The sequence below is a fragment of the Clostridium sp. LS genome, from assembly GCF_002760435.1.
GTDB lineage: Bacteria > Bacillota > Clostridia > Clostridiales > Clostridiaceae > Clostridium.
Genome location: NZ_AUUU01000121.1, coordinates 53,894 through 77,826, shown reverse-complemented (window position 1 = coordinate 77,826; position 23,933 = coordinate 53,894). Strand labels below are relative to the sequence as shown.

24 protein-coding genes are annotated in these 23,933 nt (G+C 27.3%); all 24 read right to left on the bottom strand.

What is annotated here, in order from left to right; genetic code table 11:
- Position 1: 1 nt before the first annotated feature.
- The 24 genes from hisH (COL3_RS22695) to kdsB all read right to left on the bottom strand — a co-directional run bounded on the left by hisH (COL3_RS22695) (position 2) and on the right by kdsB (position 23,854).
- Positions 2 to 616 (bottom strand): imidazole glycerol phosphate synthase subunit HisH, encoded by a 615-nt coding sequence (gene hisH / locus COL3_RS22695; RefSeq protein WP_008428323.1) that lies wholly within the window; start codon positions 614 to 616, stop codon positions 2 to 4.
- 20 nt (positions 617 to 636) lie between these two features.
- The gene (locus COL3_RS22690) at positions 637 to 1,149 is read right to left on the bottom strand and encodes a hypothetical protein (RefSeq protein ID WP_008428326.1); all 513 of its coding nucleotides are present in this window, start codon (positions 1,147 to 1,149) and stop codon (positions 637 to 639) included.
- On the bottom strand, positions 1,150 to 2,565 hold the full coding sequence (locus COL3_RS22685; protein ID WP_008428328.1) for a UDP-N-acetyl glucosamine 2-epimerase: 1,416 nt from the start codon (positions 2,563 to 2,565) through the stop codon (positions 1,150 to 1,152). It abuts the gene before it with no gap.
- Positions 2,555 to 3,088 carry a hypothetical protein gene (locus tag COL3_RS22680; protein WP_008428330.1) on the bottom strand — a complete coding sequence of 178 codons (534 nt, stop codon included), beginning with the start codon at positions 3,086 to 3,088 and terminating at the stop codon, positions 2,555 to 2,557. Before COL3_RS22680 ends, COL3_RS22685 begins: the two co-directional genes overlap by 11 nt.
- Before the next feature lie 36 nt (positions 3,089 to 3,124).
- Positions 3,125 to 4,294: a hypothetical protein gene (locus COL3_RS22675; RefSeq protein ID WP_008428332.1), complete on the bottom strand. Its 1,170-nt coding sequence runs from the start codon at positions 4,292 to 4,294 to the stop codon at positions 3,125 to 3,127.
- 9 nt (positions 4,295 to 4,303) lie between these two features.
- The gene (locus COL3_RS22670) at positions 4,304 to 5,479 is read right to left on the bottom strand and encodes a radical SAM/SPASM domain-containing protein (protein ID WP_008428334.1); all 1,176 of its coding nucleotides are present in this window, start codon (positions 5,477 to 5,479) and stop codon (positions 4,304 to 4,306) included.
- Positions 5,480 to 5,503: 24 nt separating this feature from the next.
- Positions 5,504 to 6,601, bottom strand: a complete 1,098-nt coding sequence (locus tag COL3_RS22665) for a LegC family aminotransferase (RefSeq protein ID WP_008428336.1) — start codon at positions 6,599 to 6,601, stop codon at positions 5,504 to 5,506.
- A gap of 188 nt (positions 6,602 to 6,789) precedes the next feature.
- Entirely contained in the window at positions 6,790 to 7,866 is a 1,077-nt protein-coding gene (locus COL3_RS22660; protein ID WP_008428339.1) for a radical SAM protein, read from the bottom strand.
- Between the two features lie 52 nt (positions 7,867 to 7,918).
- Positions 7,919 to 8,548 carry an acetyltransferase gene (locus COL3_RS22655; RefSeq protein WP_008428340.1) on the bottom strand — a complete coding sequence of 210 codons (630 nt, stop codon included), beginning with the start codon at positions 8,546 to 8,548 and terminating at the stop codon, positions 7,919 to 7,921.
- Positions 8,549 to 8,562: 14 nt separating this feature from the next.
- Positions 8,563 to 9,714: a UDP-N-acetylglucosamine 2-epimerase gene (gene neuC / locus COL3_RS22650; protein ID WP_008428342.1), complete on the bottom strand. Its 1,152-nt coding sequence runs from the start codon at positions 9,712 to 9,714 to the stop codon at positions 8,563 to 8,565.
- A 9-nt stretch (positions 9,715 to 9,723) separates the two neighbouring features.
- Positions 9,724 to 10,758, bottom strand: coding sequence for an N-acetylneuraminate synthase (gene neuB, locus COL3_RS22645; protein WP_008428344.1), 1,035 nt, complete (start codon positions 10,756 to 10,758; stop codon positions 9,724 to 9,726).
- Positions 10,751 to 11,446 carry an acylneuraminate cytidylyltransferase family protein gene (locus COL3_RS22640; protein ID WP_008428345.1) on the bottom strand — a complete coding sequence of 232 codons (696 nt, stop codon included), beginning with the start codon at positions 11,444 to 11,446 and terminating at the stop codon, positions 10,751 to 10,753. Before COL3_RS22640 ends, neuB begins: the two co-directional genes overlap by 8 nt.
- Before the next feature lie 10 nt (positions 11,447 to 11,456).
- Positions 11,457 to 12,107 carry an imidazole glycerol phosphate synthase subunit HisH gene (gene hisH / locus COL3_RS22635; protein WP_008428348.1) on the bottom strand — a complete coding sequence of 217 codons (651 nt, stop codon included), beginning with the start codon at positions 12,105 to 12,107 and terminating at the stop codon, positions 11,457 to 11,459.
- Positions 12,108 to 12,109: 2 nt separating this feature from the next.
- On the bottom strand, positions 12,110 to 12,871 hold the full coding sequence (hisF, locus tag COL3_RS22630; protein ID WP_008428350.1) for an imidazole glycerol phosphate synthase subunit HisF: 762 nt from the start codon (positions 12,869 to 12,871) through the stop codon (positions 12,110 to 12,112).
- A gap of 13 nt (positions 12,872 to 12,884) precedes the next feature.
- Positions 12,885 to 14,189 (bottom strand): N-acetyl sugar amidotransferase, encoded by a 1,305-nt coding sequence (locus COL3_RS22625; protein ID WP_008428352.1) that lies wholly within the window; start codon positions 14,187 to 14,189, stop codon positions 12,885 to 12,887.
- 89 nt (positions 14,190 to 14,278) lie between these two features.
- Positions 14,279 to 15,337 carry a nucleotidyltransferase family protein gene (locus tag COL3_RS22620; protein ID WP_008428354.1) on the bottom strand — a complete coding sequence of 353 codons (1,059 nt, stop codon included), beginning with the start codon at positions 15,335 to 15,337 and terminating at the stop codon, positions 14,279 to 14,281.
- A gap of 72 nt (positions 15,338 to 15,409) precedes the next feature.
- Positions 15,410 to 16,075, bottom strand: coding sequence for a glycosyltransferase family protein (locus COL3_RS22615; RefSeq protein WP_008428356.1), 666 nt, complete (start codon positions 16,073 to 16,075; stop codon positions 15,410 to 15,412).
- Between the two features lie 32 nt (positions 16,076 to 16,107).
- Positions 16,108 to 16,788, bottom strand: coding sequence for an HAD-IA family hydrolase (locus tag COL3_RS22610; RefSeq protein WP_008428358.1), 681 nt, complete (start codon positions 16,786 to 16,788; stop codon positions 16,108 to 16,110).
- A 32-nt stretch (positions 16,789 to 16,820) separates the two neighbouring features.
- A complete protein-coding gene (locus COL3_RS22605) occupies positions 16,821 to 17,810 on the bottom strand; it encodes an ATP-grasp domain-containing protein (RefSeq protein ID WP_008428360.1) in 990 nt (329 codons plus the stop codon).
- A gap of 138 nt (positions 17,811 to 17,948) precedes the next feature.
- Positions 17,949 to 18,974, bottom strand: coding sequence for a UDP-N-acetylglucosamine 4,6-dehydratase (inverting) (pseB, locus tag COL3_RS22600; protein ID WP_008428361.1), 1,026 nt, complete (start codon positions 18,972 to 18,974; stop codon positions 17,949 to 17,951).
- A gap of 23 nt (positions 18,975 to 18,997) precedes the next feature.
- Positions 18,998 to 20,728, bottom strand: coding sequence for a 6-hydroxymethylpterin diphosphokinase MptE-like protein (locus COL3_RS22595; RefSeq protein ID WP_008428362.1), 1,731 nt, complete (start codon positions 20,726 to 20,728; stop codon positions 18,998 to 19,000).
- 14 nt (positions 20,729 to 20,742) lie between these two features.
- Positions 20,743 to 21,087: a hypothetical protein gene (locus COL3_RS22590; RefSeq protein WP_008428364.1), complete on the bottom strand. Its 345-nt coding sequence runs from the start codon at positions 21,085 to 21,087 to the stop codon at positions 20,743 to 20,745.
- A 285-nt stretch (positions 21,088 to 21,372) separates the two neighbouring features.
- On the bottom strand, positions 21,373 to 23,112 hold the full coding sequence (locus tag COL3_RS22585) for a 6-hydroxymethylpterin diphosphokinase MptE-like protein (RefSeq protein WP_008428365.1): 1,740 nt from the start codon (positions 23,110 to 23,112) through the stop codon (positions 21,373 to 21,375).
- Between the two features lie 13 nt (positions 23,113 to 23,125).
- Positions 23,126 to 23,854, bottom strand: a complete 729-nt coding sequence (gene kdsB / locus COL3_RS22580; RefSeq protein ID WP_008428367.1) for a 3-deoxy-manno-octulosonate cytidylyltransferase — start codon at positions 23,852 to 23,854, stop codon at positions 23,126 to 23,128.
- Between the last annotated feature and the right edge of the window lie 79 nt (positions 23,855 to 23,933).

Sequence of the window (23,933 nt, the reverse complement as noted above, 5' to 3'; positions counted from 1 at the left end):
TCTAATACAACTCCAAAAAATTTTTTAACACTTTCATTCCAAATTTATGGCTTTTTTCTGGATGAAATTGCGTTCCTACAATATTATCGTCTTGAATAATAGAGTCAAATTTAAACCCATAATTAGTAGTAGCCACAACATTTTCTTCTTTATTACACTTAACATAATATGAATGAACAAAATAAAATCTTGAGTCATCATATTTTTCATAAAGAAGTTTAGCTTGGTTCATTTGCTTAATAAAATTCCATCCCATGTGAGGAACTTTTAAATTTTCATTTCCATCAAACCTAAATTTTACAGTTTCAGCATCTATCCAACCTAAGCCTTTAACATTTCCTTCTTCACTATAATTGGTGATTAATTGCATTCCAAGGCATATTCCAAGCAATGGAGTCCTATTATTCTTAACTTTATCATTCAATATATCAATTAAACCTTTTTCTTTTAAGTTATTCATTCCAGCATCAAATCTTCCTACACCTGGTAATATTAATTTATCCGCTTCTAATATTATTTCCTTTTCTGATGTTATAATTGAATCATATCCAATCTTTTTAACCATATTTTGTACTGATCCCAAATTGCCCATACCATAGTCAACTATCGCAACCATAATTTATCACCCCTTATTATTTATATTTCTCTCTTTAAGATATGATATTTAATAATATGATATATAACTCCACTTAAGTAAATGCTCGTTGTTACTAAAAATGCAATAATAAACTTAAATGGAAATAAAATTTTGTTGTTAAAAAACAATTTATTAAAACTCAAAGTAAATTCTGATATGCTTCCAAAACAATTAAATAAAAATAACTTATTGCTTTTTATATATGTCGCTATAAGTTTTACTTCTTCAAACCCTTCAAATTCTTCATATGATGAAGGTATATATATTTCATCATATTCTCTCTTTTTAATTTCACTGATTAATTTCTTGTTATTTTTAAGAACTTTATAATCAAAAATTCCATTAGGTAAACTGAATATTCTTGATTCTTCAACTTTTTCTTTTAATATATCTTTTGCAGATTCTTGAGCCAAAAAATAAATATTTACCCTTTCATTATTATTATTAATGTAATCAATCAAAATATCTATAACTGAAAAATTTGCACTTCTTATTATTAAAATGTTTTTCATTTATTTCTCCTTCAAATTTTCATTAATAAATTTCATATAATTTTCTTTCCATTTTGACTCCCAATAATAATCTATATTTTCTACTGGTTGAATATTATCATCCTCTAAGATTTCTATAAGTTCATCAGCATTTTTAAACCACGTCCCAAATTTTTTTGATGTATATAATATTGAATCGCTATCCTCAAATACCAATATTTTCTTTTTTAATGCAACTGCTTCATATACTGAAGTAGATGAATCACCAATTATAAATTCACTTAAATTTATATATTGGTAGATATCTCCATCATCATTTATGATAATATTATTAAACCTCTTTAAACAATCATATATTTGTTTTGAATTCCTCTCTAGCGGATGCAATCTAAAAATTAATTTATATTTTTTATCTAATCTTGGTAAAACATTTTCAAGTAAATCTATATAATCCTTAAAGCAATTACCGCATGAAATAAAGAGTATTGCTTTATAATTTTTCAAATCATTTGTTTGATTTAATTCAGCTTTTTTATATTTCTCTAGATTAGAATACAAATGAGGGTTACCTATTACATTTACTTTTACAGGCAGTCTAATATTATCGTTCCAATATTGGCCGAAGGTCAAATAATATTGCGGCATATATTGTTTATATTCCATATTTTCATACATATTTTGGGGGTAATTATAAGCTGGGTGTTCTAACCCTACATATCCATGTTGAAATTCTGCTGTAGTTATTCCTAATTCATTTGCCAATTTTATTGCGTATGCCTTACCTCCATAACATCCATCCTCAAAAAAAATAATTTTCGGATTAACATTCTTTATTAATTCTCTATAATAATGATTATAATATTTAATTTTAATTGAAAGCTTTAATATATTTTTTCCTAATCCCTCATAAAAACCTTTTTCAAATTTAAAAGGAAAATTTTCATTTAAATATTTTAAAAATTCTTCTGTTGTTTGCAAATCTTTCTCATTATATTTATTGCCATTTAAATTTGTTCTTATCTCAACAATTTTTTCAATAAAATCTTGGTATTTTACATTTTTAGCTGTTCTAGGTCTTTCGTGTGCCTTTGCAAATTCTTCTTCTATCATTAATGTATCCTTTTCATATAAAAAAGAATAGTAATCGAAGAGTCTATTAAAATACATCCCATTTTCATTTAAAATATTAGAAGTGTTACCATATAAAAATAATATTTTCTTATTTCTACATAAGTATGGATTTTTAAAAATATAATCATAGAATATATTATCTTTTTTTTCTTCTTTATTAATTTGTATTCTATTTCCATTTTTTTTATATATAACATTTTGATATATCAGAAATCTAAAAAAAGGCCAAATTAACTCTTCGTTAAAATTATACTTAAAACTTAAAACCTCTGAATTATTTTCGAATTCAAGCAATTCATCTATCATTTAGATCACCCTCTTTAGTATCCATCTTTAATCTCGAAACCACTAAACAGCTAAATTTAATAATTTTTAAAACTAGTAGTAATAAAACATTTAATAAACTTTCTGATAATTTTTTTAATTTTTCAGATATTTTTATATAAAATATGTTTGTATTAACTTTTGTAACCTCTCCTAAGCAATTGTAGAAAAATACGTTTTTTTTAGATATTTTAGATATTATTGCTTGTATTTCTTGAAAGTTATTTATTTCTATCGTAGATGACGGAATATAAATTTCCTGATACTCTCTACATTCAACATTATTTCTTAAATTAATATTTTCTAGATAATTATTGTACTTAAAAAAACCATTTTCATTAATTATATACTTTATATTTGGATATTTGATTCTTAGTAATTCAATGGCCTCCTTTTGAATTATAATATATATGCTCTCCGAGTCATATTTCTCTAATATATAATTAATTAATCTGCAAATTATATCATAACTAGCGCTTCTAAAAATCAAAATATTTTTTTTCATTTTTATCAATCCTATACTATAATTATTTTAGAAACCTTATATTTTTTCATTTAATATTTTTGTAAACTTTCTTGCACCATTAACATTTAAATGAGAGCAATCTGAAAAATCCATATCCTTAAATTCATTTGAATTAAAACAGTCCAAAAATGTAAAATCATAATCTATATTTAATTCTTCTATTATTTCATAAAACTCTTTTTTTAATCTTCTATCAAAATTTTTGCTATAATATTTAGTTACCGGAAAAATCACTATTGTTACAGATATCCCATTTGAATTTAAACATTTTAAGTATTTACTAAGTATTCTTTTATTTTCTATTACAGTCTTAGGATAATTCTTATTAGAATCTAAAATAGCTAAATTCTTTCCTTCTTTTATTCTATCGTCAAAACTCATATTTTCAAAATTATTAGCCCAATTTTTATTAAAATCAACTTCAAAATTCACCTTTAATTTTTGTAGTATTATATTCGTATTATCCAAATATAAATTCCTATCTATTTCCATTGGTTTATTAATCCATTTCAATAATTCTGCTTTATCATCCTTATCTTTATCATAATTATGAATCAAGTTTAATATGTCTTTATATACATATATACACCTCGTTTTTCCATTACTTAACGATAAATCATATTGAAAACTGTAATAGCATAGTCCGATGATTACATTTTTTATCTTTCTCTTGTTAAATTCAATAATATTTTTAGCTAAATTGTAATCATAATATAGATCTTGACCAGATAGTGCTAAATTAACTGCATTATATTTAAACAAGCTTAAGTCAATTCCACATTCTGCATAAGATATACCTGTTATAAGTGTGTCTATATTCTCGATTTTTGCCTTATTATAATTATCTTTTAATTTTGTATATAAATATCTTTTATCTGATTTGATATGCTCCAATTCAATTATTTTCTCTACTAAGTTATATGAATTTAAAATTTTTCTATTATCAACACCTAGTGCTATTAGCTGTTTATATATCTCACAATAAAATTGAGATGCTACAAATATATACTCATACTTATGCTCATTTATTTTCTTGGGATTTATCACCAGTCTGTTGTTTATTAATTTTCCTTGTTTTTGTTCATCATTATCAATATATGCAAGTACGTTCACATTTGAGGTGTTTATAATGTTTTCCACCTTAGTACTTGCACTACCAATTCCCCATATTAAAATGTCTATCAAACTACTCACTCATTTCATTAGTTGCTTATGACTAACGCACTCTAATCCCATATCATGCATAACATTTTGTAATTCTTTAAATTTATTATCTGCAAATATTAGAATTTTCCTATTTTTCAACACTTCTTTAATGGGCTTAAATATCTGTTTCTTTTCATAAAAACCTTCTTTAAAGCTATCTACAATAATAAAATCGTCACTATTTGAAAAAACCTTCATTGCGCATACAAAATTATTCATATTATCATTAATTCCAACTAATGCGAGTTTTTCATTTCCAAGTTCTTTTGCTATGCTAATGTATTTTTTTAGCTTACTATATTGGCAAGAACTATCAAAAAATAAATTTTCATATACCTCATCACATTTTTGGCAAACTATCGGCATACCATCAAATTCCAACTTGTCATTTAATTCTTTTAAATGTTTAAATTTATCGTTAGATATTAATTCAAACATTGAAATTTCATTAATATTTCCAATAACCGCGCCTTTAAAGCAATCACCACAACATAATGAAACATCTCCGTTCGCATGTATTAAAAACTCATTTCCAATCTTAAAACATTTATGTCTACTAGGTGCCCATTCTCTTTTATTAATTGTGCTATTTTCACCAAAAATACTATTTAAATGTGTCACATATATATCATCTACTTTATCTTTCCAGAAATCTATATAATTAACAATATCCCCTTTTAATTTATCTGTTAAAATGTATTGCATAATTACCTTTACATTATTTTCATTCTCGTTTCGTTTTCTTATAAAATTCAATACATTATTATATACTTTTTCCCTAATTAATTTATTGTTTAAGCCTGATCCCTGAAAATCATTATATACATCAAAATTGTAACCAGTAACTGAGAATGTAATGTTATTTAACTTTGTTTCCAAAATTTCATCGCAAAGTTTATCACTTAATGCTAATCCATTTGTATTAAAGCGCACGCTATCAAAGCTATCACACGCATATCTTAATGCCTTAACAAAATCTTTATGTAAAATGTTTTCACCATAGCCATTGAACGAGACATTACGAATTCCTATATGTTTTGCCTCATTTAATATCTTCTTACATGTAGCTAACTCCATATCATTTTTTTCTTCTACTTTATGTCTATAACAGAAAGAACATTTTAAATTACATCTATGTGTCAGCTCAATATATAAAGTTTCCATTTTTCAATCCCCTTAAAATCATTTTCATTTCAAATTTATAATACTGCATATTTCTTTAATTTCTTCATACTTCAATCCTACAGAACTAGGTAAATTTATTCCTTTATTGACCAGTTCATTTGTTATACTCATACTTCCAAATTTAAATTCTTTATATGGTGGCATTTCATGTACTGGCAAAAAAAATGGCCTTGATTGTATTCCATTTTCTTTTAGCTTTATTATTAATTCATCTCTAGTTAGTGGATAATCTTCTTCAACTAAAATTGAATATAACCAATAAACATTTTTAACATTTTCTTTTTCTACAGGTAAAGTTATTCCTTTGATTTCTTTTAAAAGTTCATTATACATTTCTGCATTTTTTCTTTTAATTTTTATATACTCATCTATATTTTCAAGTTGAGCACATCCCATAGCAGCAAGTACATTAGGCATCCTAAAATTATATCCTATTTCTTCATGATAAAACCCCCCATTTTCTAAGACAGTTTTTGTTTGAGTTGATAAATACTTAGCTCGCACTCCAAGTTTCTCATCATTAGTTACAAGCATTCCACCTGCACCCGTACTTATTAACTTATTTCCATTAAATGAGTAGCAGCCTATATGTCCTATAGTACCAGTTGCTCTTCCATTATACAATGAACCTAAGCTTTCTGTAGCATCCTCAATAACATATAAATTATATTTTTGTGCTATCTGCATTATCTTTTCCATATTTGCTGGATGCCCATAAATATGCACAGGTAAAATAGCTTTTGTTCTATCCGTGATCAATTCTTCTATCTTATCTGCATCCATAACCCATGTATCTCTGCATACATCTACAAAAACTGGTTCTGCTCCTACGCATCTTATTGTATTTACAGGAGATATAAATGTTAGTGATGAAACTATAACTTCATCTCCTTCTCCTATATTTAGTGTTCTAAGTGCAAGTTCTAGTGCTGCAGTACCATTCATCGTAACAACAGCCTTCTCCGCTTTAACATAGCGTGCAAAATCATTTTCAAATTTATCTACATACGAACCAACTGAAGATATCCAATTTGTATCTAAACATTCTTTTATATATTTCCATTCATTACCTCTAATCTCGGGTATACATAAAGGTATCATAAGTCCAACTCCTATCATGTAAAAACTATGAATGTCTATAAAATCACTACCTTTATATTATTCTATCAGTATAACTTTATAAACAAACAACGATACTTTATTTATCGTAATAAATTGAAAAAAGTTTAGGAACAGTTTTCATTCCTAAACTAAAATAAATGCATTATATTATAAGTTTTATTTCACTATTAAATAAAGAAATCTCTTTCCTTTGGAACATTTTCAATAAATTTATCTATTATTTGATTATATGCCATCGCTCTACAGTTTTTACACTCACCTTTTTTCCATTTTTCATTGGAAATATCTTTAACTAATTTATGCTCTTCACTATTCCAAATTTCTTCTAATAAATTATTATTTAAATCTCCAATGCAAAATTCCTTATGATCTATTTCCACAATATTAGGATAAACCTTGCCATCCGTATTAATATTAGCTATCAATCCCATGTTATTACTATGACATATATCTTTAAATTTTACTTCTTTTTTAAAATCAAATATATATTCTAAATTAGTAAAGTCCTCGTTAATCTTATTTTCACTTTTTAATTGGGATACTGAGTTTCGTAAATAGCTTTCTGCTTCTTTATCCAAACCTAAGCCCCTATCTTCATAATCTCTAACAACCTTAAATAAAGCATAATCGAATTGTCTTTCTTTCATCACTTTGAGAATATTTGGAACTTCTTTATAAATTAAGTTTGTAATAACTATTCTTGCACCAACTATAGGACTGTTGTCATTATGTTTAGCTTTAATTTTTTGTGGAGCTGATAAAACTTTCTCCAAAAAATCAGAACCAGTTATTTTATTGAAAGCATCTGGATTACATGAGGGAACTGAAATTGCAATGTAATTTAACATATTAGCAATATCAATAATTCCTGTCTCCTCAAGTATAGTTCCATTAGTTAACAATGCAACTTCGACATTTTCTTTATACAGTTCTTCAATATAACTCGCCAAATTGGGATACATGGTTGGTTCTCCACCACCTGAAAAATAAACACCTTTGACTTTCATTTTAATTATTGATTTTATTAAGTTATCCATTATCTCTTTACTCAAAGACATTCTATGTTCATTTCTCTCTTTATATGAGCAGTGAATACATCTATGATTACACTTAGCTGTAGGATGAATTTCTACAGACCAAGGATTAAATCTATTTTCACCTGCCACGTAGTCACTAAATTTTTCTACAAAACAATGAGTTATTTTATTTGAATTTAGTAAATCTTTATGCAATGAATATTTCATTTTGATTACCACTCCTAACTAATACTCTAAATTTCTATATAGTTACCTACAATTATCTGTTTACTCTAGCAGGTACGCCTAACGCTAAAGAAAAATCCTGTATATCACTTATAACAACAGCTCCAGCGCCAACTGTTGCATTATTACCAATATTTATGCCTTGAATTATGGAAGCACCAATACCTATATGTGTGTTAAAACCTATTTTGACTCCGCCTGCAATAGAGACATTAGGTGATATATGTGTATTATACCCTACTTTACAATCGTGTTCTATAATACTTCCAGTATTTATTATGCAATTTTTCCCAATCTCTACTCCAGGGTTAATTATTGCTCCAGGCATAACACATGTGCCTTCCTCAATCTGTGAATAAGGGGAAACTATCGACATTTTGTGCGTTAATACCGGAATCTTATATCCAATTCTTTTTAAATTTGAATATATATCATTTCTTACAGCTATATTATTAATTGCTCCAAAAGCTATAAATGCATAATCAATCCCCTGATTATGTATATTATTTAATATATCATCTTTTCCTAATATTGGTATCCCAAATATACTGCCTTTTGCTTTACTGTCAGTAATCCCTATTATTTCATATTCATTATTGCTTTTTATAATATCTATAATAACTTTACAGTGACCACCTGCACCTATAAGAACAATTTTTTTCATATAATTAGCCTCACCTAATAAGTAAATTTCTTGTTCATCAATTTCTCATTTACAGTAAGAGATTTTAATACATTTACTATTTGTTTGCTTACATTCCCATTTCCATAAACATTTTCAATATTATTTAAATTCTTTCTAAATTCCTCATCATATAAAACTTTATTTATAGAGTTAATTATTTCTTCTTCATTATACCCTACATCAATTATGTTATTACTTCTAAGCCTTCCTTTTTGCCTATTTCCTATATTTATCACAGGCAATTTGAAGCTAGGTGCTTCAATAATACCACTAGATGAATTCCCGATCATAAGAGTAGAATATTTTAGTAAACTTAAATATCTTTTTTGACCTAAAGAATAATATATATATGAATCTTTATTATCTTTAACAAATTTATTAAGTTTATCTACAATAATTTTACTTCCAAAATCTGCATTGGGATATGTAAAGATATATTTTGCATCAAACTTATGTATTGCATTTAATAAATTATCTATTTGCTGTTCAATATTTTCTAAATGTAATGTTACAGGATGATATGTTATTAAGAAAATATTTTTATCAAAACTGATATTTAATTGTTCTTCTAGCTCTTTCTTTTCTAAAAGTTCTAGTCTTTTTATATTTTCAATTCCTGATTGCCCAACATTGTGAACTCGCCAAGGCTCTTCACCCATTTTAATTATTCGTGTTTTATAATCTTCAGCACCTGGAAAATGCAAATGGGACATTTTAGTTATTGCATGCCTTATTTGTTCATCAACCGCACCTTCTGTTAATTCTCCACCATTCATATGTGCTATTGGTATATTCATCATCATAGCACATGTTGCGGCAACAAAAGTTTCATATCTATCACCTAATATTAGTAAAATATCTGGCTGTAACCTTTCAAAACATTGAGCCATTTCAATCATTTCAATACCCATGGATTTTACAATTGAACTCTTTTTTTCTGAGTTTATTATCATATCTATTTCTTCATCAATATTAAAACCATCTTTTCTTATTTCATCTATAGTATAACCATATTCTTTAATCAAATGATTCCCAGTGACTACAAGTTGAAGCTTTAAATCATTATCACTTTGTATTTCCTTCATTGTCCAATATAGCAGACCATACTCAGCTCTTGTTCCTGTGACAACTAAAATTTTTTTCATACATTACACCTACCTAATATCACTGAAAGATATGAGACTATCAGCAGCAATATCTTCTATAGCTATCTTTCCAATTATATTTCCAACTAGTTTAGGACTTATTCCATTACCAGGTCTTTTAAAACCTATATTATTATATGAAATAGTTTCACCTTTTTTTATATTAGTAATAGCAACTATACTTTTTCTAGCAACATTTTTAGTATTTTGTTCACTACTTTCACACTTCTTAATCCCATCTCCTAAAGCTTTTTCAACATGTCTAATGCTTCTAACCATTTGTTTTAATTCTTCGGGATTTAATGATGCTTTATGATCTGGCCCTTCCATTGATTTATCCAAAGTAAAATGCTTCTCTATAATTTTTGCGCCCATTACTGCCGCAGCAACAGAAACTTCTATCCCAATAGTATGATCTGAATATCCTACAGGAAGCTTAAATGCATTTTTCAATGTAATCATAGCATTTAAATTAACATCTTCATAATCTGTTGGATAATTTGAAGTACAATGCAATAAACTTATCTTATTATTTCCTGTTTCCTTTATTGACTCTATAGCATCTTCTACTTCTCCTAAATCTGACATTCCTGTTGATATAATCATACTCTTATTTAATTTTCCAACATATTTTAGTAACGGAATATTAGTTAAATCACCAGAACTAATTTTATATAAAGGAATATCTAATTTTTTTAATAAATCAACACTTTCAAAATCGAATGGTGTGGATATAAATAGTATACCTTTTTCACTACAATAATTTTTTATTTCAATATGGTCATCATAAGATAATTCTAATTTTTTAAGCATTTCATATTGATTTCCATTTCCTGTTGTTCTCTTTTGATATTCAGCTTTATGAGCATTCTTAGTTACCAAATTTTCAGTTTTGAATGTTTGAAATTTTATTGCATCTACACCCGCTTCATAGGCAGCATCAACTAATTTTTTTGCCACATTTATATTTCCATTATGATTAACCCCTGCTTCTGCTATTATAAAGCATGAATATTCCTTAATAAATCCATTATCATCAATCATTTTTGTTCTCCTTCATTAGATATTCTGCAAATTTAAAATCTGTCATATCATCTATATCAATTGATGAATTCCTATCCATAACGTAGGCAAGAGTACTTTCAGTATACCAATTTTGTTTTGCTAACAAAACACTCGTTTTAGCTATATATATAGCTCCATTAAGTCTATATACTTTAGGCACATCTTGTCGCCTTGCATAAAACGGAATGTCATCCATAAAATCTTGCATCTTTCCATCATTAATTTTTTTCATCCAATAAGGACTAATTTCACTTTCACAGACACTTACTATAGAATCCGCATTTTCACTTATTAGTCTTTCAATTGCTTCATTTATTTGATTAAATTTCCTAAATGGTGAAGTGCATTGAAGTAAACATACATATTCAGGATCATAATTTTCATTTTCTTTAAGCCAATTTATACAGTGAATTATTGGATCTATTCCTGGTGTATTATCTTCTGCTAATTCTCTAGGTCTAAGAAAAGGAACTTCTCCACCATATTTTTGACTTATCTGAGCTATTTCTTCATCTTCTGTAGAAACAATAATTCTATTGATATAATGACTTTTTTTCGCCTCAGCTATTGTATATGAAATTAATGGCTTTCCATTAATTTCTTTTATATTCTTTCTAGGTATTCCCTTTGATCCACCTCTTGCTGGTATTATAGCTATAATATTCATACCATATCACCTATATTTCTAAAAAATTTTTTATAATTTTTAATCCTACCTCACCGCTCTTTTCTGGATGAAATTGACATCCATAAACATTTCCTTTTTTTATAGCAGCTGAAACAGTTCTTCCCCCATAGTAGGAATCCGCCAACCTATTTTCATTATTTGTTGGTTTAGCAGTAAATGAATGAACAAAATAAACATCTTCACCCTCTGCTAATCCATTAAGTATGGTTTTATCCCACAAACTCTTATCCCCATGCTTTGGGAACTTCAATGAATTCCAGCCTACATGAGGAATCTTTTGATAATTTCCACTTATAGTTGTATCTTCTATTCTTACAACTTCACCTTGGATAATCCCAAGCCCATTTGTCTCACCAAATTCTTCACTTTTTTCCAAGAGTAACTGCATTCCTAAGCATATTCCTAACATAGGTTTGTTAGTATCCGAGAATTCAATTATAGAATCTTTTAAATCTCTCTCTATAAGCTCATACATAGCATTTTTAAATGCTCCTACGCCAGGTAAGACCAACACTTCTGCATTAGTTATTTGTTCTTTTGTATTTATTACTTCTACTTGTGCTCCACAAAATTCAAAGGCACGTTTTACACTTAATATATTTCCTACTCCATAATCAATAATCGAGACTTTTTTACTCATGGCTATTTTCTCCTTACATTAATTCCAGCTTTAATAGCATCTTCTTTTAAAGTTTGTATATCCGTCTTTTTATAATGTAAAACACTTGCTATTGCAACAGCATCTGCCATTGAATCAGTGATAGCTTTTTTCATATCGTCAGACTTTCCCATTCCACCACTTGCTATAACTGGAATTGGTACAACTTCTACAACAGTTTTAATTAACTCATAATCAAACCCTTTCTTCGTTCCTTCCATATCTACAGATGTTAGAAGAATTTCCCCTGCACCAAGCTCATATCCCTTCTTAGCCCACTCTATTACATCAATTCCAGTCTTCTCTCTACCGTTATCGTAATAAGCTTCCCATTTACCATCAGATATTTTTTTAGCCTCTATTGACAGAACCATACATTGAGATCCAAATTTATTTGAAATCTCACTAATAAGTTCTGGTCTTTTAATTGCTGCGGTATTAATAGCCACTTTATCTGCGCCACTTTTTAAAATCTTTTGAACATCTTCAATAGAACGTATACCTCCACCAACTGTTATTGGTATGAATATATCCTCAGTAGTCTTTCTTATTATATCTGTAAGATTATTTCTATTATATAGGCTTGCTACTATATCCATATAAATAATTTCATCAGCACCCTGCTCATAATATATTTTAGCGAATTCATTAGGATCTCCAATTTTTCTCAGTCCTTCTAAATTAATGCCTTTTACCAAATAATCATTTTTTACATCAAGCCTTGCTATTACTCTAATGTTCTTCATAATACCACCTTAATTATTCTTCAAAAATAGTGTGTCTAAGCTTCCAAATACCATTTTCCCATTTCCACAAGTGTTGTGATCTAAATCTCTCAGCTAAATGCATGAAATAATCTCTATCCATTTTAGGCTGTTCAAACATCTTAGATGCTATTGGAAACTGATCTTCATTTATACTTAAATATTCAAATACATCTTTTTCAAATCTTTCTGGATATTCACCATCATACTTTTTAACAAGAGCTATTCCTTCTTCTCTTGTTATTTCCCCATTTCTTATTTCTTGAGCAGCATCATATGTTGCTCTACCAATTCCAAATTTAATATAAGTAGTATAGTAATGAAAATCATCAATTTTATCATCAATACTATTATATTTACTATAAGTTCCTGCTGTCCTTTCAGGTGATGGCTTAAAATTTCCATGTTCTACTGCATAGTAATATGCTTCTTGAGGATGCCATCTTAAATAATACCCTAAATAATGAACTTCAATGTTCTTCTTTTCAAGAAGTTCAGGATTAGCTGGCATATACATCTTTAAATCTACATCGTTTAGTCCAAAGTCCTTCTCTAGACTTTCTATAGATACTCCTGATAACTGTATCTTGCTTTTATCACTTGCTGTAAAATATGACCAATCTCTCTTTGCTGAAGAATTGTCAGCAATGGGATTTCCATATTCAGCCTCATTTTCACCATAAAAAATTAATGGAATATCATATAATGCCGCTATTTTAGGAGCTAATGCTTTTTGGCCTATTATGAATGGTTGAAAAGGATGGAACAAATTTTCTACAGCTAATCTTGTCAATAACCTATGTATTTTACCATCTGGTGTATGTAATATGTTATCAAACCCTGCATGTATCCAAGATTGAAAATTATTCCATCCCCATTCTGTATACATATGCGGAGCCCAAGTGATTGTTAATGGGTGCATTCCATATTTATATTTCAATATATGAGCTTGATAAAAGCTGTCTTTTCCTCCTGATCCAGGAATTAAGCAGTCGTATGAGCCGTCATTTTTTCTATATTTATTACACAGTTCTATTAATTCTTTTTCTCTAAGCTCCCAGTCAACTTTTTGTTTTTCTTTGTTAGCTTTACAAGCATCACATAAGCCATTTTCATCTATTTTTATAGTTTCCTTTTTAGATTCTTTGTTATGCTTAAATTCTACACATGAATTTGGACGTTGATTCGAAATTACACATTCAGTACAAAATTCAACTTCATTAGGAAGTCCATATTTTGCTTCCAAATTTTGATCACCTTCATATTTTGAATAATTAATTTCTACATTTCTTTTATACATAAAATCCTCCGTCAATAAGTTTATTTAAATATTTTTTAATCAATAATGCAAAAATACTTTTATTTACGTCTTCACTTTAAATTCAATTTTTAAAAATATTTTTCTATTTCTTCGTTAGCTCTATAATAATCTTCTACCTTTCCAATATCCATCCAATAATCTGTAATTGGAAAACTTCCCACTCGTTCCTTTTTATTTATAAGCATATCAATTAATTCTGTTATATCAAAATATTTTTCCTTGGGAATATTTTTTATAACTTCTGGTTCCAAAACATATATTCCTCCGTTTACCAAATGATTAATAATCGGCTTTTCTTCCAGTGATGTGACACATGCTTCATCTACATTTAATACCCCGTATGGAATTTGCGTTTCATACAACCTTGAACCTATTGTCATTTTATAATTATTTTCAACATGATATTGTAGTAAATTGTAAAAATTCACATTTGCAAGTATATCTCCATTTATAACAAAAAAAGGCTTTGTTAAATAATTACTTGCAATACCAATTGCACCTGCTGTACCCAAACGTTTTGATTCTTTTATGTACTTAATATTTACTCCAAAATCACTACCATCTCTAAAGTAATTTTCTATAATATCCGATTTATAATTCACAGAGATCAAAATATTTTTAAACCCATAATTTCTAAATTGTTCAATTATAGTTTGAAGTATAGGCTTATCACCTACTTTTAGCATTGGTTTCGGAATATTATCTGTGAATGGTCTAAGTCTTGTTCCTAATCCACCAGCCATAATCAAAACCGAATTTTCTTTTTCAAGCCTATTATAATCAATTAAATCATCTATTTCAAAATAATTTATTACGGTTTTGTTTTTATCAACTACTGGTAATAATTTTATCTTATTATCTATGAATTGTTTCTTTAATTCATCCAAACTAATATCAGAGCTGCTAAATATGCAATTTGTGTTATAAATTTCTTCTATACTCTCACTTAATTGATGCCCTGATAAAATTGCTCTTCGTATATCTCCGTCTGTAATAGTTCCAATCAATTTTTTATTCGCATCTACTACAAATAACATTCCTTTACTATTAACATTAATTAACCTCATTGCCTCAATTATTGTATTATTTTTATAGACTAACAAATTACTTAAATCTTTGTTATTCATCAATTCTCCCCTCGCCTTTTAAATTTATAATCCATATTACTATGTTTCTTTATAAAATATAAACTGCAATTTTTAATTAACTCTATTCAAAATCCCCTCAACTCTATTAAGATCTTCTTTTGTATCTACACTAAGATTTATATTTCTATTATCAAAATACTTTTTTTCTCCCTTAACATATCCAACCTTAAACTCATCCTGATGATTATAAATATAATAAGTAACATGCTCTCTATATGGTTGGTATTCACTATTATGGATGTTTTCTTTAGAACAAACTTTATTATATACTTTATTTAAAGCTTCCTTTGAAAATACTTCAACATCAAATCCTCTTTGAAAAGTATCGGGTACATCTAATCTTACATAATCATAATCATACATTAAAAATTTTGTAACCACATGATCAACTATAATTGGATTTATCAAAGGGCAATCTCCAGTAACTCTTATAATTAACTCTCCATTATATTTATCACTTGCAAGTTTATATCTTTCAAGTACATTATCCTCATTATCACTTCTGAATACATTGAAATTATTTCTTTCTACATAATCTACTAAAGGATTATTAATTTCTTGCGCTGAAGTTGCTAATATTATTTCATCAATATATCTACTTTTCTTAAGCGAATTTAAAGTGTAGCCTATCATAGGCTGTCCATTAATTTCTTTCATAACCTTTCCTGGTAATCTTTCTGAACCCATTCTAGCTTGAACTATACATAATACCTTCATATGTATTTCACCTTCTTATAATTTAATTTAGCTCAATTAACATATCGTTCTAATAATCTTTTCACTTCCGAAAAATCATTTATCTTAAAATCTGCTTCATATTCTATATCTAAGAAAGTATTAATATGATCTCCCTTTTCTCGTATAATCCTTATTGTTTTAATACCAAGCTTTCTAGCTCCAATAAAATCTTTATTAGGATTATCGCCAATGTAAATACATTCATCCCTACTGATACTGAAATGATTAATCATATCTAAATATGATCTTACATGAGGTTTCCAAAATTCTTTTCCTAAATCGTCCGTTACAATGATCTTGTCTACTAAATCTTGAATATCTAAACTCTTTATCTTATTCCATTGAACTTTAGAGCAACCATCTGTAATTATGCCAAGCTTATATCCTTGTTTTCTTGCCCAAATCAAAAATTCCTTACTATCTTTATATAATTTTAATTTCGGCTTTGAATTTCTATATATATTAACTAGTTCCTCTATGTCTTCCTCAAAATTCATCTCTTCACATATAATATTAAATATTTTACCTCTTCCATGTTCTTTAAGGATTTCTTCCATTCTAGTATATAATTGCTCTAGATTTTCTCCATATTTACTTCCAAGATAATAGGCTACTTCTTTAAAAGCTCCTAACACATATGCTTTTTCATAATATAAAGTATCATCTAAATCAAATATTAAAGCTTTTATCATCTTTCCACCCTGTAATTTATTATAATTTATTATTAGTCCTCACTAGAAATAAATACAGCTTCTTCATATCGCAGCATTGTCATTTCTTTAAACTCTTTCACATACTCAAGCTGCTTTCCAGTAATCATTTCGCAAATCTTCTGAGCATAATTACCCCCTGCTTCAAATGATAATGGAACTCCTCCTCCAAATCTTGGATTTATCTCTAGCAAATAGATTTTTCCATCATTTTTTTTAAAAAACTGTATTGTTAATGGCCCATATAATGCTAATCCATTTTCATCTCTTAATTTATTTAAATCTTCAATTACTTTTAAAGTTTCGCTTATTATTCCTTCATCTTTTACAGTAGCACTTTTAACTACTTCACCACTTCTAACTTCAATTCTTTTTCTCGGAATTATATATACTGGATTTCCCTTTAAATCAACTAAAGTATCAACTGTATATTCATCTCCATTAATGAACTCTTGCACTATACCATTCTTCACATATTCCTTAAAAAACTTTAATTCATAAATATTATTAATCTTATAAACATTACTACTTCCCATACCATCTTTAGGCTTTATTATTAATGGGAACTTATCTATGTCACCATATTTAATAATGTCTTCAATTTCTTCTTCAATATAAACTTTAGGAATATTTATTTTTGAATTTAGAAAGTATTCATATGATTCTTGTTTATCTTTGCATATATTTAAAATTTTGCTATTGCTCAGCAAAAGAATTGTTCCTATATTTTTAAATTGCTCTCTAGCATTATGTAAAATTTCAAATTCTCCTTCATATAAAGGAACTAAAACATTAATTTCTTCTCTCTTACATATATCTAATAAACCTTTAATATAACCAATTTCATTTGCTTTAGGGATTTTATAAAATCTATCTACAAAAGATTTTGCTGGATTTAACTCTCCTGCATCTACTCCTACAATCTTAAAATTCTTTCTTAAATGCTTTATAAGCTGAACTCTTTTTCCTATAGATGTCAACAATAAACTAGGCTTATTATTCACTTATATTCACCCCTTATAAAATCCATCTATTGCATGGTATTCTGATGAATCATTATGCTTAATTTTAATTAAACATATATTTTCAAGAAATTCAGAAAGAATTTCTTCCTTAATTGTTAATTGTCCATTGTCAATTGTTTAGTTGTATTTTTCATAGTCGTATAATCCTTCTTTTTTTAACAAACCTCTTAATTGATTCACATTAATCCATTCTTTATTGGTTCCAGAATTATATTCAAATCCATCTTCTACCAATCTTCCACCTGGTGTCATAAAACCTTGAGAATTCCACCAATCAAAATGTGGATAAATTATATAGTGCTTTTCATATTCATAAGTCATTCTCGAATCATCTTTAGTTATCATAACCTCATCTAACTTTTCCCCTTCTCTTATTCCTATTTCTTTTATATCAACATTATCTAACATTGCAAAAGCTAAATCAGTTATTTTAAAAGAAGGAATTTTAGAAATATATGTTTCTCCTCCTCTTGACTCTTCAAGAGCTTTAAACACCAAATCTACACCTTCGTCTAGAGTTATCCAAAACCTTGTCATTCTAGTATCTGTTATTGGTAATACTTTTTTTCCTTCTTTTATCAAAGATTCAAAGAAAGGAATTACAGAACCTCTGCTACCTGCTACATTCCCATATCTAACTACTGAAAATATAGTTCCATCTCCTCCTGAATAGGCATTTCCTGAAATAAATAACTTATCTGAAACTAATTTTGTTCCCCCATATAAATTAATCGGGTTTACAGCCTTATCTGTTGAAAGAGCTACAACTTTTCTAACTCCACAATCAATAGCTGCATCTACAATATTTTGTGCCCCATGAATATTAGTTTTAATAGCTTCGAATGGATTATACTCACAAGCAGGAACTTGCTTCATAGCTGCAGCATGAATCACATAATCAATATCTTTAAATGCTCTATACAATCTTTCTTTATCTCTAACATCTCCAATAAAAAACCTCAATTTATTCACTTTATCAGGAAAATTTATCGAAAATTCTTTTTTCATAACATCTTGCTTAAATTCATCTCTTGAATAAATTACTATCCTTTTTGGATCAAAATCTCTTAAAATTCTTTCAGTAAATTTTTTCCCAAAAGAACCTGTTCCACCAGTTATTAATATTGATTTATCCTTAAACATAATATCGCCTCATCTACATTAAATTAAGTTTCTAAATCTATAATTATTTCCTTAATTTTCTCATAATTTTCTTTTATTACTTTACTTAGCTCAGTATATAATTTATTAATCTTTATAATCTTTTTTTCAAAGGCTTCTTCTTCACTATCGGAAGCCATTATAACAAATTCATTTGATCCTTCTACTTCATAAATTACTTTAGATAATTCAGCATTAAGTAAAATTATACTTTCTAAACTATTTTGTATTTTTAAGTGGATTTCTCCAAATTCTTTTTCATTTTTTTGAACTTCAACTTTTTTTCGTAAAGCCCTATTAATCTTGCAGTTTTCTGCAGCTTGTTTTCCTTTTCTGCAAAGTTCCATGAATTTATCACACTCTTTTAATGTATACCTCAAGTAATCTGAAATTTCTTTTGTATTATTTATATCACTAAGATATTCATTTATGTCGATAATTTTCTCTTTTTGTAATTCCATCAAAACATCAGCTAACTTCTTAGTAATTGTACCTTTAATATTAGCTCCGCCTTCTGTAGCATTTATAAATTTAACCTCATTATTATTATTAATAATTTCTTCTAAATTTTTTCTATAGGTATCTAGTTGAATACTAGTCCTAACTGGATTTCCAAAAACATCTTTTACATAAATATCATCATTTCTTTTATAAAAATTATCAAAGGTTAAGTTTTCCCAAGTATTTTGTGCTAATTTATCATGTCCTTGTTCTCCAGTATATGCCAAATCTTGTCCTATAAAAATTATTGGATTACATCCCATATATAACGCTAAGTTAGTTAAACTATGAGCAATTGATCCCCCACCATATAAAGGCGGAATCTCCTTTTTTATTGCCTTTTTTATAAAAGAATTTTGAACTGAATAAAACTTTTTCCCTTTATGTTTCTCCATAACAATGCTTGGCGTAGAATCATTAAAAAACAATGGACACTCTATTTTTTCTATAAAATCCTCAACTAATTTATAGGCAACCATTCCTGGATCAACAATCCCTATACAACTCGGATTTACTCCTATATTTAAAAGTGATTGCAGTGTTCTTCCACCACTTAAAATTAATGCATTATCAACATTTTTTAATTGTTCAATATTTTTACTTAGTGACGGCCCAGCTGAAACAATAATTGCCGGTTTATTTTTATATTTATTTTCAAGTAAATTTACTTCACATGATTTAGCAAAAAACTTTAAATTAGAAAGAAAATTATCTAAATAAAGTTTACCATTCATAATAAATGTATTTCTATTTAATGTTATTCTAGATATTTCATCTTTTATTTTTACATAATCTTTTTCTATATCCTTAAAGAATAATTCAAAGTACTTACAGTATGTATTTACCTTTAAAAAATTGATATTTCCTTCATTTATATTTTTATCAAAATAATTTCTTATATCTTCTTGATTTCTTGATATAAACACTCTGTTATTATCTATTATTTTCTTAATTTCTTTATCATCTTTGCAATATTGTATTAATTCTTCATTTACTTCAATTATTAATATTTCACTCTCATTATTAATTACTTTTAATAATTCCCTTATATGTTCTCCAAAACTTAATCCAAAGATTATAAAATTATCTCTTTCACTAATTTCCCCTAAACTCTTTATAAATTCATCTATTTCTCTCTTTTGATTATATTTGCTGCCTAAATATTTCTTCTTTCCGTCTACTTCAACCCTTAGAATTTTATAACCATCTTTTGAAATATCAATCTCTAAAGCCATTTTTGCAACTCCATTTATATTGATATTCTTATTTTTTCATGAATTTCTTCTAGGATAGGAAGTAGCTCATAATTTAATAAATCTCCAAGCAAAATATAATCCTCGTTTTCAAATGCTTCAATCATTTCTCTAAGTTGGGCATTTAAATCTTCTAACTCTATTTCCTCTTCTTGAACTTCTCTAGTCAAGTTAATTGCTTGACTTATATATTCAATTCCTTCAAATACAGGTATAATGTTTTTAATTCCTTCTATTTCATTACCTTCTTGGATTAAATTTACTGCATCTTCAATTCCTTTTTTTAATTTATCTAAATATTCATCTGTTGTTCTTAATACCTCTATTTTTTCCTTACTCACTGTTCTCTCTCCTATCATAAACATCTTTTACAAGTTTTACTTTATACAGATTCCTATTACTGTATAAACTTATAATTTTATGTAACTTTCTATATTTTTTTCACCTATCTATATATTATTTATCGTAAAAAATGCAGTATACTTGAATTATTAATTGCATTTACGTATCAATTTAAAATAACTTAAACTTTCTCATAAAAAAAGACAATGCCTTATCTAGCATTATCTTTCTTTTCTGCTTAAAATCATAATATTTTTAAACTCAAATAATTAAGCATTTTTTTCTTACTTCTGTCTACTTAATTCTGCTATTAATTCACATATAGGTTTTAGCGCATAATTTAATGTATCAATAAATCCACTATATAACTGGTAACTTTGATAATAAATCATTTCTATTTCACTTTTATACTCAGCATCATCTATATTATTGTTTTTCTCTAGTATATTAAAGGATACTGGTATTAATAAACTCTCTATTAACTCTATTTTCTCATAATTCTTCTCTATGTACTCGTCGCTTTTCTGTAATACCCCTAAAATATTACTAACTTTTTCATTATTTTTATCTTCATGAGCTTCCTTCAATTGCTCTAAATTAGTTAAACATGAATTGCACAAATTAATTATTTCTTTACTAATTGTTTTTGCAATTTTTAATTGCTCTAATGTGTTTTTCTTAATATCTATGTTGCAATTTATTTTTTTAATTGGATCTAATTTAACATTATTATAATGCTTTATTACTTCCTTTAGCGTCATTTCTTTAGTACCTTTTATTCTTGCCCCACCTTCAGTTGCATTAATAAAATCTATTTCTGGATTATCTTCAATTAATTTTTCAATATTTAATCTAAACCCATTTAATATGATGCTTGTCTTAATCTTCTCATTATTAATCCCATCAACATATATATCTTCTTTTAATAGTTTATTTTTACCTTTATCAATTTTGTTTTCAGCTATCATAGCATGCTCATTATTTCCTGTATAAGCCAAATCTTGACCAATAAAAATAATAGGATTACAGCCAGACAGAATGGCAAAATCCATCATAATTATTGCTACAGTTCCATCATCTACTATTTCAGGCATCCTATTTTCCATAATATTATTAATAAATTTAGATTTTGTGTAGAAAATTTTATCGCCATTGTGATTTGATACAACAAGCTTATTTGTACCTTCATAAAACAAAAGAGGCCCATTATAAATATCAACACTCTTCTTCATAATATTAAATGTATTATCTCTAGGATCTAAAGCTACTAGCAAATTAGGTTGTATTCCTAAATCCATAATTCCATTTAGGGTTCTTGTACTTGATAAAATTAGCATCTTTCCATCTGCATTTATTAATTCTTTAATGTTTTTATCCAAAGAAGGTCCTGCTGAAACTATTATTGCAGGTTTATTTTTATACATATTTTTATATTCATAAATCGGAGTACCATCAAACACATAACGCAAGTTATGCAGTAAAGAATCAAAATGCAGCTTACTATATAATAATGCTGTAAATTTATTACTAATTAAATTTTTAATCAAAAATTCAAATGCTTTTAAAAATTCTTTGTATTCTTCTTTATATATAACTGAATAATTTGAAAAGCAATCTAGCTCTATCATATTTATATTAGATTCAGAAATACCAAAACAGAACTCATCTATAAATCTACTTTGTTCACAGCATATAATCTTAATATTTTCATCATTCCTTACATACTCCAAATTTGATGCAAAATTCAATAAATTAATGTTAGGTTCAAATACTATAATTTTATTTTTCTTAAATTCACTTCTTAACGCCTTTATATGTTCACCATTTCCAAATCCATAAATAACAAAAACACTTTTATCAGCATTTTTTACTTTTTCTTTTAACTTATCTAAGAATTTATCTATTTCATTTTGCATATTATACTTACTTCCAATATATATACTCTTAGATTCTTTTTTCAGTTTAATAACTTTATATCCATCCTTAGTTTTCTCTACATCAAAATCCCAAACACATGTAAGCATAAATTCACCTCTATTAATTTTCGCAACTCAATATCCCTCTTACGCGTTCCAAATCTTCTTTTGTATCAACTGCAATAGTATCATAATCTGTTTCAATATACTTGACTTTATATCCTGCTTCAATAAATCTTAATATTTCTATATCCTCTACTGACTCAATATATCCTCTTTCTGAGTTACAGTAAAATTCTAATGCTTTTGGAGTAAATCCATATACGCATACCTGTTTATAATATTTGCAATCATTCCCTTTTGGATAAGGTATAGGTAATCTTGATAAAAAAATTCCGTACCCTTCTCTATTTACAACTACTTTAGGAACCGTATTATCTATTATTTCATAGCTCTTCTTAATTTCTGTCATCATATTAGTAACTAATATGTCATTATTATTATTATAGAATGGTTGAATTGCCATTCTTATAGATTCAGGGTTTATTGTTGGTTCATCACCTTGAATATTAATGTACACATCAGCTTTTATTTTTCTTGCTACTTCTCCAACTCTATCCGTTCCAGTTGGATGTATACTACTAGTCATAATTACATTTAAATTTAATTGCTTACACACGTTTTCTATACGTTCATCATCTGTAGCTACATATATGCTTGAAAATTCTTTCACCTTCCTTGCTTGGTTATACACCCACCATATCATTGGCTTTCCATGAATATCGGCAAGAGGCTTACCTTCAAATCTAGACGATTTATATCTTGCTGGTATTATTCCTATTATATTCATATAATCACATCTCCTAATTTTCTCAACAATTCATTATTGCATATTAAAAAACATCTTTTTTATAATGATTTTATTTAAT